This window comes from Lentzea sp. HUAS12 (assembly GCF_024125735.1).
In the GTDB taxonomy this organism is placed as follows: domain Bacteria; phylum Actinomycetota; class Actinomycetes; order Mycobacteriales; family Pseudonocardiaceae; genus Lentzea; species Lentzea albida.
Window position 1 is genome coordinate 6,561,226 of the sequence record NZ_CP099738.1, and the last position, 18,942, is coordinate 6,580,167.

Genomic DNA, 18,942 nt, shown 5'->3' on the forward strand with positions numbered 1-18,942 from the left:
TGCCTTTCATCACTGCTGGGGACGCAAGCGCAGGCCGTGCATGCCGCCGTCCACGGCGAGGATCGTGCCGGCGGTGGAACCCGAGAGCGGGCTCGCCAGGTAGGCGATGGCGCCCGCGACCTCGTCCGCGGAGACGAGCCGGCCGTGCGGCTGGCGCGCCTCCAGCGCGGCTCGTTCGGCCTCCGGGTCCGGTGCCGAGTCGAGCAGGCGGCCCACCCACGGGGTGTCCGCCGTGCCGGGGGCGACCGCGTTGACGCGAATGCCTTCGCGCACGTGGTCGGCGGCCATGGCGAGGGTCAGCGAGTACACCGCGCCCTTGCTGGCCGAGTAGAGAGCACGCTGCGGGAGCCCGGCCCAGGCAGCGATCGAGCAGGTGTTGACGATCGCCGCGGACGGCGACCTCCGCAGGTGGGGCAGCGCGGCGCGGGAGACGCGGACCATGCCGAGCACGTTGACGTCGAGCACCCTCGACCACTCCTCGTCGGAGTTGGCCAGCACGTCGCCCTGGGCACCGATGCCCGCGTTGTTCACCACGACGTCGAGCCGTCCGAACCGCTCGACGACCTCGTCGATCGCGGCCTTGACGCTCTCGTCGTCGGACACGTCCGTGCGGATCCCGACGAGCGGTTCCTCCACCTCGGGCTGGAGGTCGAGCGCGACGGCCGTGGCACCGCGGCTCGCCAGCAGGGCCGCGGTGGCCAGGCCGATGCCGGACGCGCCACCCGTGACGACGGCGACGAGTCCCTCGAAGTCACTCACGGCCGCCCTCCAGCTCCGTCCACACAGGACCTCCCGGGTAGACGTACTCGACCAGCGTCCGGTCCTTCAGCTGGGCGGAGAAGCCCGGTTCGGCCGGGGCCAGGTAGCGGCCGCGCTCGACCACGGCCGGGTCCAGGAAGTGCTCGTGCAGGTGGTCGACCCACTCGATCACGCGGTCGCCGATCTCGCCGGAGACGGCGACGTAGTCGAAGAACGACAGGTGCCTGACCAGCTCGCACAGGCCCACACCACCGGCGTGCGGGCACACCGGGACGCCGAACTTCTTCGCCAGCAGGAGAATCGCGATGTTCTCGTTCACGCCCGCGACCCGGCAGGCGTCGAGCTGCAGCACGTCGATCGCGCCGGCCTGCAGGAGCTGCTTGAACACGACGCGGTTCTGCACGTGCTCGCCGGTGGCGATCCGGATCGGGGCCAGCGCGTCGCCGATCGCGCGGTGCGCCAGCACGTCGTCCGGCGAGGTGGGCTCCTCGATCCAGTACGGCTGGTAGGGCGCGAGCTCCTGCATCCAGCGCACGGCCGTGTCGACGTCCCAGCGCTGGTTCGCGTCCACGGCCACCCGCACCTCGTCACCGACGACCTCGCGGGCGAGCTTCATCCGCCGGACGTCGTCGTCGAGGCTGCCGCCGACCTTGAGCTTGATCATGTCGAAGCCGTCGGCGAGGGCCTGCCGCGCCAGTCCGGCGAGCTTCTCGTCGGAGTAGCCGAGCCAGCCCGGCGACGTCGTGTAGGCCGGATAGCCGTCGCGGGTCACGGCTTCCGCGCGTTCGGCCTTGCCGGGCTCGACCTCGCGCAGGATCCGCAACGCCTCGTCCGGCGTCAGCGCGTCGCTGAGGTACCGGAAGTCGACGAGGCTGACGACGTCCTCGGGTGACATCCGGGCGAGGAACCGCCAGACAGGTAACCCGGCGCGCCGGGCGGCGAGGTCCCAGGCCGCGTTGACGACGGCGCCGATCGCCATGTGCGCGACGCCCTTCTCCGGGCCGAGCCAGCGCAGCTGCGAGTCGCCGATCAGCTCGAAGTACAGCTCCGCCAGGGCTTTCGCGTCCTCCGGCACGTCCTTGCCGACGAGGTGCGGCGCCAGCGCCCTGATGGCGGCGGCCTGCACGTCGTTGCCGCGGCCGATGGTGAACGCGAGCCCGTGGCCCTCGGGCCCGTCGTCGGTCCTCAGCACGACGTACGCGGCCGAGTAGTCCGGGTCCGGGTTCATCGCGTCGGAACCGTCGAGCTCGCGCGAGGTGGGGAACCGGATGTCGAGGACGTCCAGTGCGGTGATCTTCGGCATCACGCCTGCCCGAGGATCTGCCGCTGCCTGCCGAGGCCCTCGATCTCGAGCTCGACCACGTCGCCGGCGCGCAGGTACGGCTTCGGCTCCGGCTGCCCGAGCGCCACCCCAGCGGGTGTACCCGTGTTGATGACGTCACCCGGTCGAAGGACAAGGAAGTGGCTGAGGTAGCGCACGATCTCGGCGATCGGGAAGATCATGTTCTTGGTGGACGAGTTCTGCCTGATCTCGCCGTTCACCCAGAGCCGCATGTCGAGGTTCTGCGGGTCGGCGATCTCGCCGGCGGGTACGAGGAAGGGACCGAGAGGGTTGAACGTCTCGCAGTTCTTGCCCTTGTCCCACGTGCCGCCGCGCTCGATCTGGAACTCGCGCTCGGAGACGTCGTGCGAGAGCACGTACGCGCCGACGCACTCCAGAGCGTCCTCTTCGGACTCGAGGTAACGAGCCGTGCGCCCGATGACGACGCCGAGCTCGACCTCCCAGTCGGTCTTCACGGACCGGCGCGGGACGAGCACCTGGTCGTACGGGCCGATGATCGTGTCCGGCGTCTTGAGGAACACCACCGGCTCACCGGGGATGTCGGCGCCGGTCTCCTCCGCGTGGTCGCGGTAGTTGAGGCCGATGCAGATGATCTTGCCCGGATGCGCGAGCGGAGGCCCGACGCGCAGGTCCGCGGTGTCCAGGACCTCCAGCTCACCGGCGTCGAGGGCGGCCCGCACGCGCGCCACGCCGTCGTTCGCGAGGAACGACCCGTCGATGTCCGGGGTGATCGGCAGGAGGTCGTACGTGATCCCGTCGTCGGTCCTGACCGCAGGACGCTCATCGCCGACCGGCCCCAGGCGCAAGAACTGCACGGCCGTTCCTCCTCTGCTCACACGCACGAAATACATCGGATGTATAGCCCCGCGAGACCACCTGCGTCTAGGGCTTGGCGTGAAGTCGTCCGATGAATAGGAGGAGTTGGACATGCATCTGTTGACCACGTCTCTCCTGGTGGGCGCACTGCTAGCGCCGGTCGGGCCGAGAGAGGACGTCACCGTCTTCGTCGAGCTGACCTCGGCCGCTGCGGTCGATTCGGGCAGCTCGGCGCAAGCCCGGTCCGCCCGTGACAGGACCTCGGAGCACGCCTCCCGGGTCGTGTCGCGGTCCGGTGGCCGGGAAGTCGCCCGAACGAGCAACGCGGTGCCCGGCGTCGTGCTGTCGGCGGACCGGTCCCGGCTGGCGGCGCTGTCGCGCATGCCCGAGGTCCGGGCTGTCCACCGGATGGTCCCCAAGAAGCTCACCAACGCGCACGCCGTCCGGCTCACCCGGACGTCCGAGGTGTGGAAGTCGCTCGGCCGCTTCGGCGAGGGCGTGCGGGTCGGCGTGATCGACACCGGCATCGACTACCGGCACGCGGACTTCGGCGGCGGCACCTTCCCGAACGCCAAGGTCGTCGGCGGCTACGACTTCGCGGGCGACGACTACACCGGCACGACCGGGGCGATCCCGGAGCCGGACGCCGACCCTGTGGACTGCCAGGGCCACGGCACGCACGTCGCGGGCACCGCGGCCGGGTACGGCGTCAACGCGGACGGCTCGACCTACCGCGGCCCGTACTCGTCGGTCGACCTCGACGCTCTCAAGATCGGACCGGGGACCGCCCCTCTCGCGTCGCTGTACGCGCTGAAGGTGTTCGGCTGCGAGGGCGGCACGAACCTGACCGCGAAGGCGCTGGACTGGGCGCTCGACCCCAACGGCGACGGCGACTTCTCCGACAGGCTCGACGTGGTCAACCTGTCGCTGGGCAGCGACTTCGGTGCCCCGGACGACCCCGACTCGCTGTTCGTGCGCAAGCTCGTCGAGCACGGCGTCGTCGTGGTCGCGGCGGCCGGCAACGGCGGTGACTTCTACGACGTGTCCGGGTCGCCCGGCAACTCGCCCGAGGCGATCTCGGTGGCGAACAGCCGCGACTCGTTCTCGATGCTGGACGGCCTTGAGGTCGGCGGCAGGAAGCTGGCCGGGCAGTACAGCCAGAACTTCAAGGACGACTTCGACCTCACACGGCCCGTCGTGCGGCTCTCGTCCGGTGTGGACGGTTGCCAGCCGATCCCGGAGTCGCTGGCGGGCAAGGTCGTCTGGCTGGAGTGGGACGACAGCGACGCCACGCGGGCCTGCGGGTCGGGCGCCCGCACGGACAACGCCTGGAAGGCCGGGGCGGCCGGCGTGCTGCTGCCGACCACGCTGCCCGTGTTCGCGGCCGGGATCGCCGGGAACGCCCACATCCCGGCGTTCCAGATGACGGCGGCGGCCTCCCGCGAGCTGCGACCGGCGTTGGAGGCCGGGACGCTGACCGTGCGCCTGACCTCGTCGTTGAAGGTCGCGGTGCCGTCCATCGACCCGTCGATCGCGGACACGATCACGCCGTCGTCGTCGCGCTCGCGGTCTTCGATCGCGGTGGCCGCGCCGGGTGACACGATCTTCTCCGCGGCGTCCGGGACCGCGTCCTCCGGCGTCTCGCTGGGCGGCACGTCGATGGCGTCACCACACGTCGCGGGCATCGCCGCGTTGTTGCGCGAGGTCCATCCCGAGTGGACGGTCGCCGAGGTCAAGGCCGCGCTCGTGAACACCGCGTCCGGCGTCGTCCGGGACGCCTCGGGAGTGCGCGAGGCACCGATGCGGGTGGGTGCCGGCCGGGTGGACGGACTCGCCGCGCTGTCGGCCGACGTGCTGGTGCTGGGCGACGCGTCGTTCGGCACGGTCGAGGCCGCCGGCCCGACGTCTGTTCGCCGCGAGTTGCGGCTGGTCAACAAGGGTTCGCAGACCGTGCGCCTGAACGCGGGCTACGAGCCGATCACCACCGTTCCCGGGGTGTCGGTCCAGGTCGTCAAGCCGTACGTCGTGCTGCGGCCGGGCGGGTCGGAGTCGGTGCCCGTGAAGGTGCGGATCTCGAACCCCTCCGCGTTGCGCAAGACGCCCGACCCGACGGTCTCGCTGGACGAGGGTCGCCAGTTCCTGGCGGAGGCGTCCGGCCTGGTGACGTTCACGGGCGACCGGACGCTGCACGTGCCCCTGTACGCGGCCCCGAAGCCGGTGTCGCGCCTGTCGCTCGCCGGTGGCAGGGTCGCCGGACGCGGCCTCGACCAGCCGGGCTACCAGTCGCGGATGACCGTGCTGACCCTCGGCGCGCGCTCCGACCGGCTGCCCGACTGCGGTCCGGACGTGCAGGACGAGTGCGCCGTCAACCGCACGGCCCGCGGCGGCGACCTCAGGTACGTGGGTGCGACGGCGACGAACGACCTGCTGGCGTTCGGCGTCGCGACCTGGGACACCTGGGCGAACCTCGGCAGCAACACCGCGCCGGAGGTGCGCTTCTCGGTCGGCGGCAAGGACTTCGTGACCACCGCCGTGAAGCCGACCAGTCCCGAGGGCGACGTGACCGCCGACGTCTGGCTCGCCAGGACCGTCGTGGCGGGCTCGGACGAGGTCGTGGACGAGCAGCCGTTGAACGGCTTCGAAGGATCGACCGACACGAACCTGTTCGACAGCGACGTCGTGGTGCTGCCGGTCTCCCGCGCGGCGCTGCCATCCGGCCCGGTCACCTACACCGTTGGCGTGCAAAGCCGTTACACCGGGCCCGCGGATCCGGACGACCTGGTCGACGTCGCCCCCAGCGCGACCTTCGACTACGGCTTGATCGTTCCCGCACTGTCCACTGTGGTTCGTCCGGGTGATCCGGTTCCGTCCGGATCGTTGGTGTTGTTCCACCACAACGCAAGCGGTAACCGCGCTTTCGTGAGGTGACACCCGGTTGGGCGTGCCTAAGGCAGATGTCTCTCGGCATACTCCGCTTATGGATCTGGTCGTGGGACTCGACGCTGGCGGCACGTCGACCAGGGCGTTGGTGCTCGATCTCGACGGCGCCCGCCTGGGCCAGGGCCTGGCGGGCGGCGCGAACCCCAACTCGCACCCGCCCTCCGTCGCCGCGGGCCACATCGGCGAGGCCCTGGCGGAAGCCCTGGACGGCCTCGACTCCCGCAAGGTCCGCTCCGGCGTCCTCGGCATGGCGGGGGCGTCGAAACTGGCGGACCCGACGGTCGCGGCGCTGTTCCAGGAGGCGTGGGAACGCGCGGGCCTGCACTGCCCGATGCGCGTGGTCACCGACAGCGAGGCCGCCTTCGCCACCGGCACGTCGTCCCCGGACGGCACGGTCCTGGTAGCGGGCACGGGTTCCATCGCGGGCCGCATCGCGGGCCACCGCATGGTCGCCCAGTCCGGCGGCTACGGCTGGCTGATCGGCGACGACGGCTCGGCGTTCTGGCTGGGCCGCGAGGCCGTCCGCGCGACCCTGCGGCTGCTGGACCTCGACGCACCGCTGGAAGGCCTGGCCACCGCCGTGCTGACCGCCGCGGGCGTGCGCAACCGCAGCCAGCTGATCAACGCCGTCAACGACCGGCCGCCCATCGCGCTGGCCCGCTTCGCTCCTCTGGTCAGCTCCGCCTACCACCACGGTGATCCCGACGCGCTGACCATCGTGGCCTCGGCCGCCCGCCTGCTCGCCGACACGGCCACGGCGGTCCGCGAGCCGTCCGACACCTCGCCGATCGTGCTGGTGGGCAGCCTGATCAAGACGCCCGTCGGCACGCACCTGAAGCAGGAGCTGCTCACCCGGTGCAACGCCCAGGTGATCATGGCGACGGAGGGTGCGGCGGGCGCTGCCTGGCTGGCGGCCGTGGACGTGCTGGGACCGGACGCGCCGAGGCCGAGCCGTTCCTGACGTCCTGGGATCGGCTCGTCACGACGCCAGCAGCCTGCCCGAGTGCGGCGTCCGTTCGTGGTAGGCCCGCACCAGCCCGGCGTGCACGTCGTCCACGTGCTTGGCCGCGTCGTCGTTCCACACCAGCGTGATCCGCCGGTGCACCGGGTTGCCGATGATCGGCTTGAGCAGCACGCCCGGCGGGTCGTGGCCGGGGAAGAACCCCGCCACGGCACCGGTCGAGCGCACCAGGTCGGCCGCCACCACCGGGTCGGCGCCGAAGTGCGCGCACCGCGGCGTGAACCCGACGGCCTCGCAGGCGAGTTCGAGGTTCAGGCGCCCGCCGTGGTTCTCGTCCGGCACGACCCACTCCTCGCCGGCGAGCTCGGACAACAGCACCTCGCTGCGCCCGGACAGCCGGTGACCGGCGGGCACGCCGACCAGCATGCGTTCCGTGACGACGCCGCGCAGTCCGACCGCCTCCGGGATCCGCAACGGGGCGCGCGGGAACTCCACCACCAGCGCCAGGTCCAGCTCACCCGTGCGGACCAGTTCCAGCACGGTGTCGCCGCCGCGTTCGACGTGCGTGGTCTGCGGCAGGCTCGGCAGCACCTCGCGCACCACCCCGACGAGCAGCGCGGTCGGTGAGCCCGTGACGCCTCCCAGCCGGATGCCCGAGTCGCCGCGGGCGGCCAGCTTGTGCGAGGTGACGAGCAGGTCGTCGAACCGTTCGACCAGGTCCTGGGCCCGCAGCACGACGTGGCGGCCGAGTTCGGTCAGCTCGACGCCGTCGGTGCGGCGCAGGAACAACGGCCCGCCGAGACTCGACTCGATCCTGCGCACCTGCGCGGTCAGCCCGGCCTGCGCGATCTTCAGCTGGGAGGCCGCCCGGCTGATGCTCCCTGCACGCGCCACGGCGAGCACCACGTGCAGATGTCTCAGCTCCATTCGCACTGACGAAGCCTAGGGCAGTGAACGGGACACAAAATCGGCCACGCGGGTGTCACCAGATCACGCTCCGTGGCCGTCGTAGGCGTGGTTGCGCTATCAGGCCGATAACTCGGGAGTTATCGGCATCTCACACCTGCCGCTGCGCGCGTGACCTGCCCCAGGCTCCTGTTGACCACCAAACGACCGCAGGGGTGTGAGCGCCATGAGGAAAGCGTTGCGACTGCGACGCCTTTCCCGTCCGCACGACGACAGGTACCTCTTCGTGCCGTTGGACCACAGCGTGTCGGACGGCCCGGTGGTACCGCGCGACCGGTGGGAGGACCTCATCCGGTCCGTCGTGCTGGGCGGGGCCGACGCCATCATCGTCCACAAAGGACGCGTGAGGATGCTGGACCCGGCGGTGCTCGGCGGGTGCGGACTGGTCGTCCACCTCAGCGCGGGCACGGCGCACATGGCCGACGCCAACGCGAAGGTGCTCGTCGGCGAGGTCGACGAGGCGTTGCGGCTCGGCGCCGACGCGGTGAGCGTGCACGTCAACATCGGCTCGGACACCGAGGCCCGCCAGCTCACCGACCTCGGCACGGTCGCGGCGGCGTGCGACTCCTGGAACGTCCCGCTGGTCGTGATGGCCTACGCCCGCGGCCCGCGCGTCGGCGATCCCCGCGACCCCGCGCTGCTCGCGCACGTCGTCAACATCGCGGCCGACCTGGGCGCGGACATCGTCAAGACGAACCTCGCGCACACCCCGGAGGACATGGCGGACGTCGTCGCAAGCTGCCCGGTTCCCGTTGTGGTGGCAGGGGGCCCGGCCTCCACGACCAGCCTGGCCGGCCACGCGCGTTCCGCGATGGCCGCCGGCTGCGCGGGCCTCGCCGTCGGCCGCCGGGTCTTCACCTCCCCCGCGCCGCTGCCGCTGGTCGCCGAACTGGCGTCGATCGTGCACGCCCCCACCGACGCAAGCCTCATCCACGCACTGACAGCTTTGGAGAACCGGTGAAGTTCGCCTGGATCGACCTCAGGACCGTCCCGGAAGCGCACCGCACCGCCGTGGTCGACGCGGCCGTGCACAGCCGTGTCGCCGGAGTCGTCGCGGACGATCCCGCACTCCTCGACGGCCTCCCGCCGACGATCACCCGAGTGCTGCTGGTGGACTCCCCGCTCGACAGCCCGCACCTGGTGATCACGCCGGTGGACGACCAGGACCGGCTCGACCGGCTGCCGTCGCGTTCGGCGTTCGTGACGGTCAGCGACGACCGCACCTTGAAGCTCGCCTGCGCCGCGGCGGAACGGCTCGACCACACCGTCGTGCACTTCACCGACCCGACCAAGATCCCGCTGGAGATCGTGATCGCGGCGGCGGACGGCGCTCCGGGCAAGCTGATCACCGTCGTGCACGACCTGGTCGAGGCCGCGATCGTCCTGGAATGCCTGGAACACGGCTCGGACGGCGTCCTGATGGCCCCCGCCGACGCGACCGAGGTGTTCAAGCTGGCGCGACTGCTGGAGGTGTCGTCCCCGCCGTTGAGCCTGACCACGCTGACTGTGGAGTCGTTGACCCACAACGGACTGGGCGACCGCGTCTGCGTCGACACCGCCTCGCACTTCGCCGAGGACGAGGGCATCCTGGTGGGTTCGTTCTCCTCGGGCTTCGTGCTGTGCTGCAGCGAGACGCATCCGTTGCCGTACATGCCGACGCGCCCGTTCCGCGTCAACGCGGGCGCCCTGCACTCGTACGTCCTCGGCCCGGCGAACCGCACGAACTACCTGTCCGAACTGCGGTCCGGCAGCAAGGTCCTCGCCGTCAACGCCGACGGCCGCACCCGCGAACTCACCGTCGGCCGCGCCAAGCTCGAGTCCCGCCCGATGCTCACGATCACCGCCCGCTCACCGGAAGGCGTCGTGGTCGACCTGATGGTCCAGGACGACTGGCACGTCCGCGTCCTCGGCCCCGGCGGCAAGGTGCTGAACGTGACCGAACTCCGCCCCGGCGACGAACTCCTGGGCCACATCGCCTCCGAACAACGGCACGTGGGCCTGCCGATCGGCGAGTTCTGCAAGGAGTCCTGACATGCGCGCTTTCATCAGCGGCCTCCTGCACCGCCACGACGACTCCACCCCGATCTTCAGCCACCGCAACACAGTCACGCACGGCCTGCTGCGCGCGGACGTCTCAGCGCACGCCGCCCGTTTCGAGGCCGTCGGCATCGGCGAAGGCAGCACGGTAGCCGTCCAGGTGCCCCCGAGCTTCAGCCACCTGGAGGCCGTCCTCGCACTCTGGACCCTCGGCGCACAGGTGATCTCGATCGACCACCGCCTGCGCCCCGCCGAGGCCCACGCCCTGCACGCGTTGACCCGCCCACAGTTCCTCGTGCACCCGAGCGGCGAGGTGGCCCGGGGTTTCCAGGAGCGGTACGGCCTGGTGGTCTCCCCGGTCGACGGCGCCCCCGCCTCGTCCGCGCACCGCCTGGTGCAGTTCAGCTCCGGCTCGACCGGCCGCTCCAAGGTGATCGGCCGCAGCACCTCGTCCCTGGTCGACGAGGTGGCGCGCTTCGAGGCGTGCGAGGGCGTGCCCCGCTCCGGCGAACGCCTGCTGCTCCTGAACTCCCCGGCCCACAGCTTCGGCCTGATCGGAGGCCTGCTGCATTCCCTGGCAGCAGGCGTGCACCTCGTCTTCGCCGCATCACCCGCCGCCTCGGACGTCCAGCGCCAGGCCCGTGCCTTCGAGGTCGACTTCATCACCGGCCTGCCGTTCCACTTCGACCTCCTGGCCTACTCCCCGGACCGTTCCGCCCTGAGTTCCGCACGGGGCGCGTTCGCCGGCGGCGAGCTGATGCCGCAGGAGGTGGCCTCCCGTTTCCTCACCGAGTACGGCTTCCCGGTGGGTGAGTGCTTCGGCACCACCGAAACCGGCGCCCTGACCATGGCCGTCGGCGGCACCGTCCGCCCGTCGGTAGGCCCGCTGATGCCGGGGATCACCGCCCGAGTGCGCGACGGCCTGGTGGAAGTGGCCCTGCCGGAAACGCCCTACCTGTCCTCGGACGACCCGTCGCGCTACTCCGGCGGCTGGTTCCGCACAGGCGACCGCGGCGAGTTCACGCCGTCCGGCGAACTCCGCCTGCTGGGCCGCGCCGACTCGCTCGTCGTGGTGCGCGGCAACAAGGTCGACCTGACCGAGGTGGAACACGTCCTACGTGGACACCCGCTGGTGACCGAGGCCGTGGCGCTGGGCCCATCGGAAATCCGCGCCTACGTGGGCACGTCGAGTTCGGCACTCACCGCTGATGCCTTGACCGAGTGGTGCACGGAAAGGCTGGCGGAATTCAAGCTCCCGCAACACATCCACGTGATGGACACTCTTCCGCGCACTGCCACCGGCAAGATCGTCCGCAGCATGGAGCCGCTCCATGCGTCCTACCTTCAGGCACATTCGGCTGGAAACAATGGCGCGAAATGAGTTGCCAGCCCTAGCTTTCCCGCATGCCCAAAAGATCGTCCAGCGTGGCGGGGCGGGAGTTCGGTGCGGGCGTTCGCACGATCATCGCCCGTACCGGGCTGACCCACCGCCAGCTCGCCGAACGCCTCGGCTGGCAGGAAGCCAAACTCTCCGACATGACCCTCGGCAAGGGCGGCGTGTCCGAGGTCGAGGTCCAGATCCTGCTCGCCTACTGCCAGGCCACCGTCGAGGAACGCGAGTACCTGCTCGACCTGTTCCGGGAATCGGGCAAGGCGTGGCTCCAGATGCCCGACGACGGCCTGCCGGACCAGGTGCGCACGCTGATCGACCAGGAACGAGACGCTGAGGAGATCATCGACTGGTCGATGATCCTCGTGCCGGGCCTGCTGCAAACACCTGAATACGGGTACGTCGTCACCGAGCACGCCCCCTCGGTGGAGACGGAGAACGTCCCGAAGGTCGCCGCAGCCAGAGCCGCGCGGGCGAACATCCTCGAACCAGGCCGCAAGTTCACGTTCTTCGTGCACGAGCAGGCGCTGTGGCTCCAGGTCGGCGGCCTGGAGGTGTGGCGGGAGCAACTCGCCCACCTGCTGCGGATGTCGGTGCGGAAGTACATCAGCATCCGGATCATTCCGCGCTCAGCAGGAATGCACGCGGGCACGGCCGGCGATTTCCGGATGATGAAGTTCCCGAAGTACCCGCCGGTCGTCTACGCCGAAAGCGTGAACTACTGCCTGTTCTTCGACGACCCGGACACCATCAAGATCCACGAGGAGATCCTGAACTCTCTCGCGGCAATCGCCCTGACTGAGGAAGAATCGAGGGCGGTGATCGACAACATCTTGGAGGGTCTCCAATGACCACCTGGCGCAAGAGCAGCTTCAGCGGCGGCGGCAACAACTGCGTCGAGGTCGGCCACGGCATCGGCATCCGCGACAGCAAGGCGCCGACGACCCACCTCCCACTCTCCACCGAAGCCTGGTCAGCGTTCCTGCGCTTCACCCGTTTCCCGGGCAAAACGCGGTAACTCTCGGTAGCGTCCCCCTAACGCACGTGCAAGGGGGCCCGCATGACCGATCCGAACCAGCTCATCGAGGACTACGAACAGCGCACCGCCGCGCTACTGGAACAGGCCGAAGAGGCCAAGGCTCAAATCGCGAACCTGACCGGCGCCGCCACCAGCTCGGACGGCGCCGTGACGGTGAGCGTCAGCGCAGGGGGTGCGCTGCTCAGCCTGTCGTTCGGCACGAAGGCCGACGAGATGCCCAAGGACCGCCTGGCGGCGCTCGTCCTGTCCACGGCCAAACGCGCCCAAGCCCAGGCCGTAGGCCAGATCACCACGATCATGGCGCCGCTCATCGGCGACAACAGCGAGGCCATGCAGTTCGTCCAGTCCCAGATCCCGCCGATCGACGTCCCGGACGAACCCGAACCCACCGCACCACGCCAGTTCGTGGTGAACGAGGAACAGCAGGACGCGGCCGCCACCCAGCCACCGCCTCCGCCGCGTCCGGCCCGGCGTCCCGTCGAGGACGACGACACGGACTTCGACCAGCGCAGCGTGTTCAAGAAGGAAGGTGGCTGGTGATGTCGGGCTTCCACATCGACCTCCAAATCCTCGACGTCCACCGACGAGAGCTGCAGGCGCTCATCAGCGGACTCCCGGACGCCAAGGCTGCGGGGGCCGACAACGTCGGGAACTTCGAGGCCTGGGGCCTCGCTGGTCAGCCCTTCGCGCTGCTGATGAACCAGTGGACAGGAGACGCCAGCGAGTACGTCGACGCCGTCAAGGAGGCGGGGGACGTGTTGGTCCAGCGGTTCGCCGACATGTGCAAGACCTATGCCGACCAGGAAGAAGCCGCTGTTCAGATGTTCCAGAAGCTCCGCCATGGTCTGGACGGGGGTCAGTCGTGAGCGAGCCCGGCCCGAAGAACATCGGTGAGCTGAACCCGCTCAACGCGACCAGAGAGCCCGAGAGCGACGGGGTGGAGGTCTTCTCCAACTTCGACAGCCCGACTCAGGCTTGGGACGCGGCGGGCATCTTCAGCAGCTCCGCGAACCTGGTCTACGACGGCATCAAGGGTGACTGGACCGCCGTCTTGGGTGATGCGGCCGGCTTCGGCATGGACCTGCTCGGGTTCGTGACGAACCCGCTCGGCAGTCTGCTGTCGGCTGGGATCGGCTGGTTGATCGAGCACATCGCGTTCATCAAGGAAGCGCTCGACATCGTGGCGGGTGACCCGGACGCGGTCAACGCCATCGCCGAGACGTGGACGAACATCGCCAAACGCATGCAGGAGACCGCGGACAAGTACACGAGCACTCTCGGTGCGCTGTCCGGAGCGCAGGGTCCTGCGATCGACGGCTACCGCAGGGCCGTGCAGGACTTCTCGAACGTCGTGGCAGGGGGCGCCAGTCATGCCACCTCCGCCGCTCAGGCGATGACCGTCGCCGCATCCGCGGTGGGCGTGGTCCGCGGCGCGATCCGGGATGCCATCGCGACCTTCATCTCGAACGCGATCATCAAGTTCGCCGCCGCCACCGCCTTGGCACCGGTCACCTTCGGCGCATCCGAGGCGGCGTTCATCGCCGACACCGTTGCGCAAGGCGCGATCACGGCGGGTAAGAACGCCAAGAAGGTCAGCAAAGTCGTCAAACAGCTCGAGAAGGTGTCGGACGAAGCCAAGAACTCGCGCGACATGCTCAAAGGCACGACGAAGAACTTGAAGAAGACCGTTACCGACTACAACCGTGACGCCGCAAAACACGCCAACAAGGCTCTGCACCTCGCCAAGAAGGCCGAGGCCGGCAAGCTGGACGCCGATGACGCCAAGCGGTTGAGAGAAGTCGGCGAGCGGGGCGAGGAGTTGATGGGCGACAAGAAGAAGGTCATCGACGACCTTGTCAACACCCGCGCCGACAACCTCCGCGACCGCATGGGCACCGGCGACCCGCGCTTGAAAGACGCCTCTGACGTGCTCGAACGGGAGCTGAGCCCCAAGATCTTCGGCCACGAGATGCCGTTCTCGGTGCCGAACTACCCCAAGGTCCTCGGAAACGCGGTCGTTCAGGAGTGGAGCGACCAGACGCACCGCGAAGCGGATGCCGAGGTCAAGCAGAACGACAAGGACGAGGCCTGGCGCGAGTACTGGGAGGGCCAGCGCACGAACCTGGAACAGCCGAAGGCGTTCAAGCGCTTGGAAGGCGACCTGTGACCGAATTGTTCGTTCGCAGGGCGAGCGGGTTGTTGCTGATCTTCCTGGCGGCCGCGGTGCCCGTCGTCACCGCCGCTCGGCTGTCCGAATGGGAGAAGTCACTCGCCGCGAGGAAGTCGGTTGAGGCGCTCGGAATCGGCGAAGTCGCCGCAGTCGGCACGCTGCTGTGGGGAATCGTCCTCGTAGGCCTCTGGTGGCACTGGCGACGCGTGACGATGTGGCCGGTCTGGTCCCGCTGGGCGTCGGTGACCGGCCTGTTCGCCGCGTTCCTCGAATCCGCGCAGCTCGCGGGCGACCGGGGCAAGCCCGTCGCGCTCGTCATTTGGCTGGGACTGGTCGTTCTGTGCTGGGCGCTGGGCGAGGCCGTGCGTCTCGTCACGACACGCCCCGTCACACCCGGCCTGATCACGTCGAAGCTGGAGATCCCCTTTCCCGTCCGGGATCTGAAGGCGAGGCTGTGCGTCCGGGCCGACCGCCTCGTCCTGGACAGCCTCGCTTCGCGGCGCAAGCGCTCGCGCGACGTCGCCGCCATCCCGTGGACGGCGTTGCGCTCCATCGAGCTGGTCGAGGTCGAGCAGGAGATGACCTGCACGGTGTTCCTGTTCTCGGGAGGAAGGGAGCCGGACTCCCGGCAGTACGACATCCGGCCGGGTCCGGCACTGCACGTCATCGGCACGGCGCGCGAGCTTCTCGTTCCGGTGACCACACGGACCGGCCGCACCGTGCTGGCGGCGGTGGAGGCGAGATCTGCGGGAGTCGAACCCGACCAGGAACAGCCGGCATTCGACGACTGGTGCCGCAGCGCCGGCGTGTCCCGATACGACGACGAGCAGCCGCGCGGCGGCAGGCGGTACGCCACTGACAGGCGGCCCTATGTGTTGGGAGTCATCGGAGCCTTCCTGCTGGCGCCGCTGTTCATGCTCTGCGGGACCTACCTGTCACTGCTCACCGGATCCGAACGCATGCAGAGGCAGTTCAAGGTGTTCAACGGCGTCATCGACCCCATCTGGGTCGCGACGCTCGGAATCGGCTCGATCGTGTTCCTGTACCTGCTGAACCGCTTCGTGATCCGGTCCTTCTTCGACGCCATGAAGACCCAGGACTTCATCGAGGCCTTCCCGGAACCACCGCCGCCTCCGCCCAAGACCGGCACGGTGCCCGGCTCCGGCAAGAAGCGGAAGAAGCGCTGACCTAAGAGGCAGACTCCGGCACCTGCGGGTGCCGGAACCCGGGGTGCCCAGCAGGCAAAGCCCGCCGAAGCAACCACCCCGACACCAAGATGCACACGATCTGCAACGGCCAAGACAACGCCACCCGCAACGTGGCCAGCCAAAACACCTGTGCATCCAGCCACAAAGGCGTGAACACAGCCACCCGCAACACGTACTGCCCCACCCAAGCCCAAGACGCCACGGAGTAGGCGCGCAACAACGCAGGATCCCGCCGCCACCGAGTCTTCTGCCCCAACAGCGTCCCCACGACCAGCCCGAGGAACGGCCACCGCACCGCGATGGACCCGGCCCACGCCAAAGCAGAAGCCACGTTCGACAGCAGCTGGATCAGGAAGAAGTCCTCGACCCGCCCGGTGTAGAGCGCCACCAGAGCGGCGGCCACCACCAGCAGGACGGACAGCAGGACCGCACGAGGCTTGTCACCCCGCACGAAACGCACGATGCCGATCACGAAGCCGCACACCACAGCCGCCACGGCACCCGCGCCGATCGAATGGCCCCACAGCAGCCACCCCGCCACGAACGCCAGTGGCGGCAGGGAGGCGTCGAGGGCGCCGCCTCGGCCTCCGAGCAGTGATGCGAGCGACTCCTGGCGCACGTCGGTCATGGTTCCAGGGTGCCTTAGGCGAACCTAACTCAGGTAACGGACCCGTATCGGGGATTGACCCCGGTGAACCAGGTCACTACCGTCTCCACGAAATCGTCTGGAAAGTTAACAGACAGGAGCGGACCTAATGCGTGCCGGAAGCCCACGACTGCTGCGGGAGATCAACGACCGCGCAGCCATCGAGGCTCTGCTGCGCAACGGGCCGCTGACCAGGTCGGAGTTGGAAGGCCTGATCGGTCTTTCGAAGCCGGCGACCGCGCAGCTGCTCACGCGCCTCGAATTCGCCGACACCGTGGTCCGCAACGGGCTGCGTGGCGGTGGGCGGGGGCCTCGGGCTCAGCTGTGGTCGGTCAACGGGGCGCTGGCGCACGTCGCGGCTGTCGATCTCACCCCCGAGACGGTCGACATCGCCATCGCGGACATCTCCGGTGCCGTGCTCACCGAGCACAAGGCGCCGATGCCCGCGAAGCACGGCGTGCTGGAGGCGTTCGTCAGCGCGGTCGGCAAGGCCTGCGGGCAAGCGGGTCTGAGCGCCGACCGGTTGCTGCACGTCGTGGTGGGCTGTCCGGGAGCGGTGAACCCCGTGACCGGCGAGCTCGGCTACGCGCCCCACCTGCCCGGCTGGAGCGGGTTCGACGTGCCCGGCCGGTTGCGGGAGCGGCTCGCGACGTCGGTGAGCGTCGAGAACGACGTCAACCTCGTCGCGCTGGAGGAGATGGTCGCCGGGCGGGCCACCGAGGTGAACGACTTCGTCGTCATCTGGCCCGCCGACCTCGTCGGTGCCGCCGTCGTCGTCAACGGATCGCTGCTGCGCGGCGCTTCCGGGGGCGCGGGCGAGATCGACGGGCTGATGATCCCCGACCGCGCGGCGGCCGACACCGACACGGACCGCTCCGGCGGCACGTTCGGCGAGCTGCTCAGCAACACGTCGATCTGCAAGCTCGCCCGGGCCCACGGGCTCGCCGCGCGCAACGGCCACGGGGCCGTGCGCAAGGCGTTGGCCGCGGGGCCGGCGGGCCGCGAGTTCATGGGCGATCTCGCCAGGCGCATCGCCACGGGCGTGGCCAGCGTCGTCGCGGTGCTCGACCCGGAACTCATCCTCCTGTCCGGCGACATCGCGCAGGCGGGCGGAACCACGCTGAACGACCTCGTTGCCGCGGAACTGCGGCAACTGGTGGTGCCGAGAACACCTGTCCAACTGGCTTTGGTGACCGGGAAACCGGTGCGCAGCGGCGCACTGCACTCGGCCCTGGCCGTGGCGCGTGAACAGGTGTTCGGCCTGCCGGCAGCCACCACGGCTCCATTCCGCGGCCCAGTGGTCGCCGGGTCCCCACGTTGATCGAGAAGGAGTGCACATGCGCAAGCACACCCGTGCTGCTTTGCTCTGTGTCGCCGCAGCGCTGACCCTCACCGCATGTGCGGCGGGCAAGGGTGGTGGCGCCGACACCGGTGCCGCAGCTGCTCCTGGCAAGGACGACAAGCTCACCCTCACGGTCTGGAGCAACTACTCCGACCGCGAGCTCGAAGAGGTCACCAAGGCCCTCAAGACGTTCAACAAGAAGTTCCCGAACATCGAGATCAAGCACGAGGGCTCGCAGGACGACGACAAGATCACCGCGGGCATCCGGTCCGGCAACACGCCGGACGTCGCGCTGTCGTTCACGACCGACAACATCGGCCAGTTCTGCTCCTCCGGCGCGTTCCAGCCTCTGAAGGCCTACATCGACCGCGACAAGGTCGACCTGAACCAGCTCTCCCCCGCGGTCCAGGAGTACACCGAGTACAAGGGCAACCGCTGCGCGATGCCCATGCTCACCGACGTGTACGCCATGTACTACAACAAGGACCTGCTCGCGAACGCGGGCATCGCGAACCCGCCGAAGACGCTCGACGAGCTCTACGACGCGGCCGTGAAGGCGACCAAGAAGGCGCCGAACGGGGACATCGAGGTCGCGGGTTACCTGCCCACGATGGGCTTCTACGCCAACCGCCCGACCATCCTCGCGCCGACGTTCGGTGGTGTGTGGGAGAAGGACGGCAAGTCCAACCTCGCCGGCTCCCCCGGCTTCACCGAGATGCTGACGTTCCAGAAGAAGCTCGTCGACTTCTACGGCTACGACGCGCTCGAGCGGTTCCGCGCGGGCCTCGGCCAGGAGTACTCGGCCGACCACGCGTTCCACCAGGGCAAGATCGCGATCATGATCGACGGTGAGTACCGCACCGCGTTCCTCAAGGCGCAGGCACCGCAGATCAAGTTCGGCACCGCCCCGTTCCCGACGGCGAAGGACGTCGCCTACGGCACGGCGTTCACCACCGGCACGATCATGGGCATTCCCAAGGGTGCCAAGAACCCCGGCGCCGCGTGGGAGCTGATCAAGCACCTGACGTTCGACACCGACACGATCGTCGACCTGTCCAACGCCATCAAGAACGTCCCGAGCACCAAGGCCGCCATGGAGAGCCCGAAGCTCGAGGTGGACGAGCAGTTCAAGACGTTCATCGACCTCGCCAAGAGCGACAAGCTCAAGGGCAACCCGGTCACCCCCATCGGTGACGCGCACATCAAGGCCGTCACCGACTTCTCGGTCTCCTACCAGTCCGGCAAGGTCCCGGACCTGGCGGCAGGCCTCAAGGAAGTCGACAAGAACATCGACGACCAGATCGCCAAGAGCGGCAAGTAGGGATT

General features: G+C 69.2%; 18 protein-coding genes. 13 read left to right on the forward strand and 5 right to left on the reverse strand.

Translation table 11 applies throughout. The features are described 5' to 3' along the window. Positions 1–9: 9 nt before the first annotated feature. From ND450_RS30095 to ND450_RS30105, 3 genes are read right to left on the reverse strand one after another with little or no spacing between them, the layout of a single operon-like run. Positions 10–759: an SDR family NAD(P)-dependent oxidoreductase gene (locus ND450_RS30095; RefSeq protein ID WP_253321844.1), complete on the reverse strand. Its 750-nt coding sequence runs from the start codon at positions 757–759 to the stop codon at positions 10–12. Then, positions 752–2,062, reverse strand: coding sequence for an enolase C-terminal domain-like protein (locus tag ND450_RS30100; RefSeq protein WP_253321845.1), 1,311 nt, complete (start codon positions 2,060–2,062; stop codon positions 752–754). Before ND450_RS30100 ends, ND450_RS30095 begins: the two co-directional genes overlap by 8 nt. Beyond that, positions 2,062–2,916 carry a fumarylacetoacetate hydrolase family protein gene (locus ND450_RS30105; protein ID WP_089908524.1) on the reverse strand — a complete coding sequence of 285 codons (855 nt, stop codon included), beginning with the start codon at positions 2,914–2,916 and terminating at the stop codon, positions 2,062–2,064. Before ND450_RS30105 ends, ND450_RS30100 begins: the two co-directional genes overlap by 1 nt. A gap of 112 nt (positions 2,917–3,028) precedes the next feature. Here ND450_RS30105 and ND450_RS30110 point away from each other — a divergent pair, with 112 nt between their 5' ends. Both ND450_RS30110 and ND450_RS30115 read left to right on the forward strand, forming a co-directional pair. Next, the gene (locus ND450_RS30110; protein ID WP_305885182.1) at positions 3,029–5,845 is read left to right on the forward strand and encodes a S8 family serine peptidase; all 2,817 of its coding nucleotides are present in this window, start codon (positions 3,029–3,031) and stop codon (positions 5,843–5,845) included. 49 nt (positions 5,846–5,894) lie between these two features. Further along, positions 5,895–6,818, forward strand: a complete 924-nt coding sequence (locus ND450_RS30115; RefSeq protein ID WP_253321846.1) for an N-acetylglucosamine kinase — start codon at positions 5,895–5,897, stop codon at positions 6,816–6,818. Between the two features lie 18 nt (positions 6,819–6,836). On the opposite strand, the gene ND450_RS30120 is transcribed toward ND450_RS30115, so the two are convergent. Beyond that, entirely contained in the window at positions 6,837–7,745 is a 909-nt protein-coding gene (locus ND450_RS30120) for a LysR family transcriptional regulator (protein ID WP_253328035.1), read from the reverse strand. A gap of 205 nt (positions 7,746–7,950) precedes the next feature. On the opposite strand from ND450_RS30120, the gene ND450_RS30125 reads away from it, so the two are divergent. The 9 genes from ND450_RS30125 (at position 7,951) to ND450_RS30165 (ending at position 15,607) form a co-directional block, all read left to right on the forward strand. Further along, positions 7,951–8,745 (forward strand): 2-amino-3,7-dideoxy-D-threo-hept-6-ulosonate synthase, encoded by a 795-nt coding sequence (locus ND450_RS30125; protein ID WP_089908513.1) that lies wholly within the window; start codon positions 7,951–7,953, stop codon positions 8,743–8,745. Beyond that, the gene (locus ND450_RS30130) at positions 8,742–9,815 is read left to right on the forward strand and encodes a 3-dehydroquinate synthase II (RefSeq protein WP_253321847.1); all 1,074 of its coding nucleotides are present in this window, start codon (positions 8,742–8,744) and stop codon (positions 9,813–9,815) included. Before ND450_RS30125 ends, ND450_RS30130 begins: the two co-directional genes overlap by 4 nt. A 1-nt stretch (position 9,816) precedes the next feature. Then, positions 9,817–11,202, forward strand: coding sequence for a class I adenylate-forming enzyme family protein (locus tag ND450_RS30135; RefSeq protein WP_253321848.1), 1,386 nt, complete (start codon positions 9,817–9,819; stop codon positions 11,200–11,202). 23 nt (positions 11,203–11,225) lie between these two features. Beyond that, positions 11,226–12,062, forward strand: coding sequence for a helix-turn-helix transcriptional regulator (locus ND450_RS30140; RefSeq protein ID WP_253321849.1), 837 nt, complete (start codon positions 11,226–11,228; stop codon positions 12,060–12,062). Continuing rightward, positions 12,059–12,229 (forward strand): DUF397 domain-containing protein, encoded by a 171-nt coding sequence (locus ND450_RS30145; RefSeq protein WP_253321850.1) that lies wholly within the window; start codon positions 12,059–12,061, stop codon positions 12,227–12,229. Before ND450_RS30140 ends, ND450_RS30145 begins: the two co-directional genes overlap by 4 nt. 42 nt (positions 12,230–12,271) lie before the next feature. After that, complete coding sequence (locus tag ND450_RS30150) at positions 12,272–12,790, forward strand: YbaB/EbfC family nucleoid-associated protein (RefSeq protein ID WP_253321851.1); 519 nt, start codon at positions 12,272–12,274, stop codon at positions 12,788–12,790. Continuing rightward, positions 12,790–13,116, forward strand: coding sequence for a hypothetical protein (locus ND450_RS30155; RefSeq protein WP_143091413.1), 327 nt, complete (start codon positions 12,790–12,792; stop codon positions 13,114–13,116). The genes ND450_RS30150 and ND450_RS30155 overlap by 1 nt, the downstream gene beginning before the upstream one ends. 209 nt (positions 13,117–13,325) lie before the next feature. Beyond that, a complete protein-coding gene (locus ND450_RS30160; RefSeq protein ID WP_253321852.1) occupies positions 13,326–14,417 on the forward strand; it encodes a hypothetical protein in 1,092 nt (363 codons plus the stop codon). Then, positions 14,414–15,607 carry a hypothetical protein gene (locus tag ND450_RS30165; protein WP_253321853.1) on the forward strand — a complete coding sequence of 398 codons (1,194 nt, stop codon included), beginning with the start codon at positions 14,414–14,416 and terminating at the stop codon, positions 15,605–15,607. Before ND450_RS30160 ends, ND450_RS30165 begins: the two co-directional genes overlap by 4 nt. Before the next feature lies 1 nt (position 15,608). Here the strand turns inward: ND450_RS30165 and ND450_RS30170 are convergent, their stop codons facing one another. Next, positions 15,609–16,256 (reverse strand): DUF3159 domain-containing protein, encoded by a 648-nt coding sequence (locus ND450_RS30170; protein WP_253321854.1) that lies wholly within the window; start codon positions 16,254–16,256, stop codon positions 15,609–15,611. Positions 16,257–16,383: 127 nt separating this feature from the next. Here ND450_RS30170 and ND450_RS30175 point away from each other — a divergent pair, with 127 nt between their 5' ends. Further along, entirely contained in the window at positions 16,384–17,595 is a 1,212-nt protein-coding gene (locus ND450_RS30175; RefSeq protein WP_089908484.1) for an ROK family protein, read from the forward strand. Positions 17,596–17,611: 16 nt separating this feature from the next. After that, the gene (locus ND450_RS30180) at positions 17,612–18,937 is read left to right on the forward strand and encodes an ABC transporter substrate-binding protein (RefSeq protein WP_253321855.1); all 1,326 of its coding nucleotides are present in this window, start codon (positions 17,612–17,614) and stop codon (positions 18,935–18,937) included. The last annotated feature ends 5 nt before the right edge of the window (positions 18,938–18,942 follow it).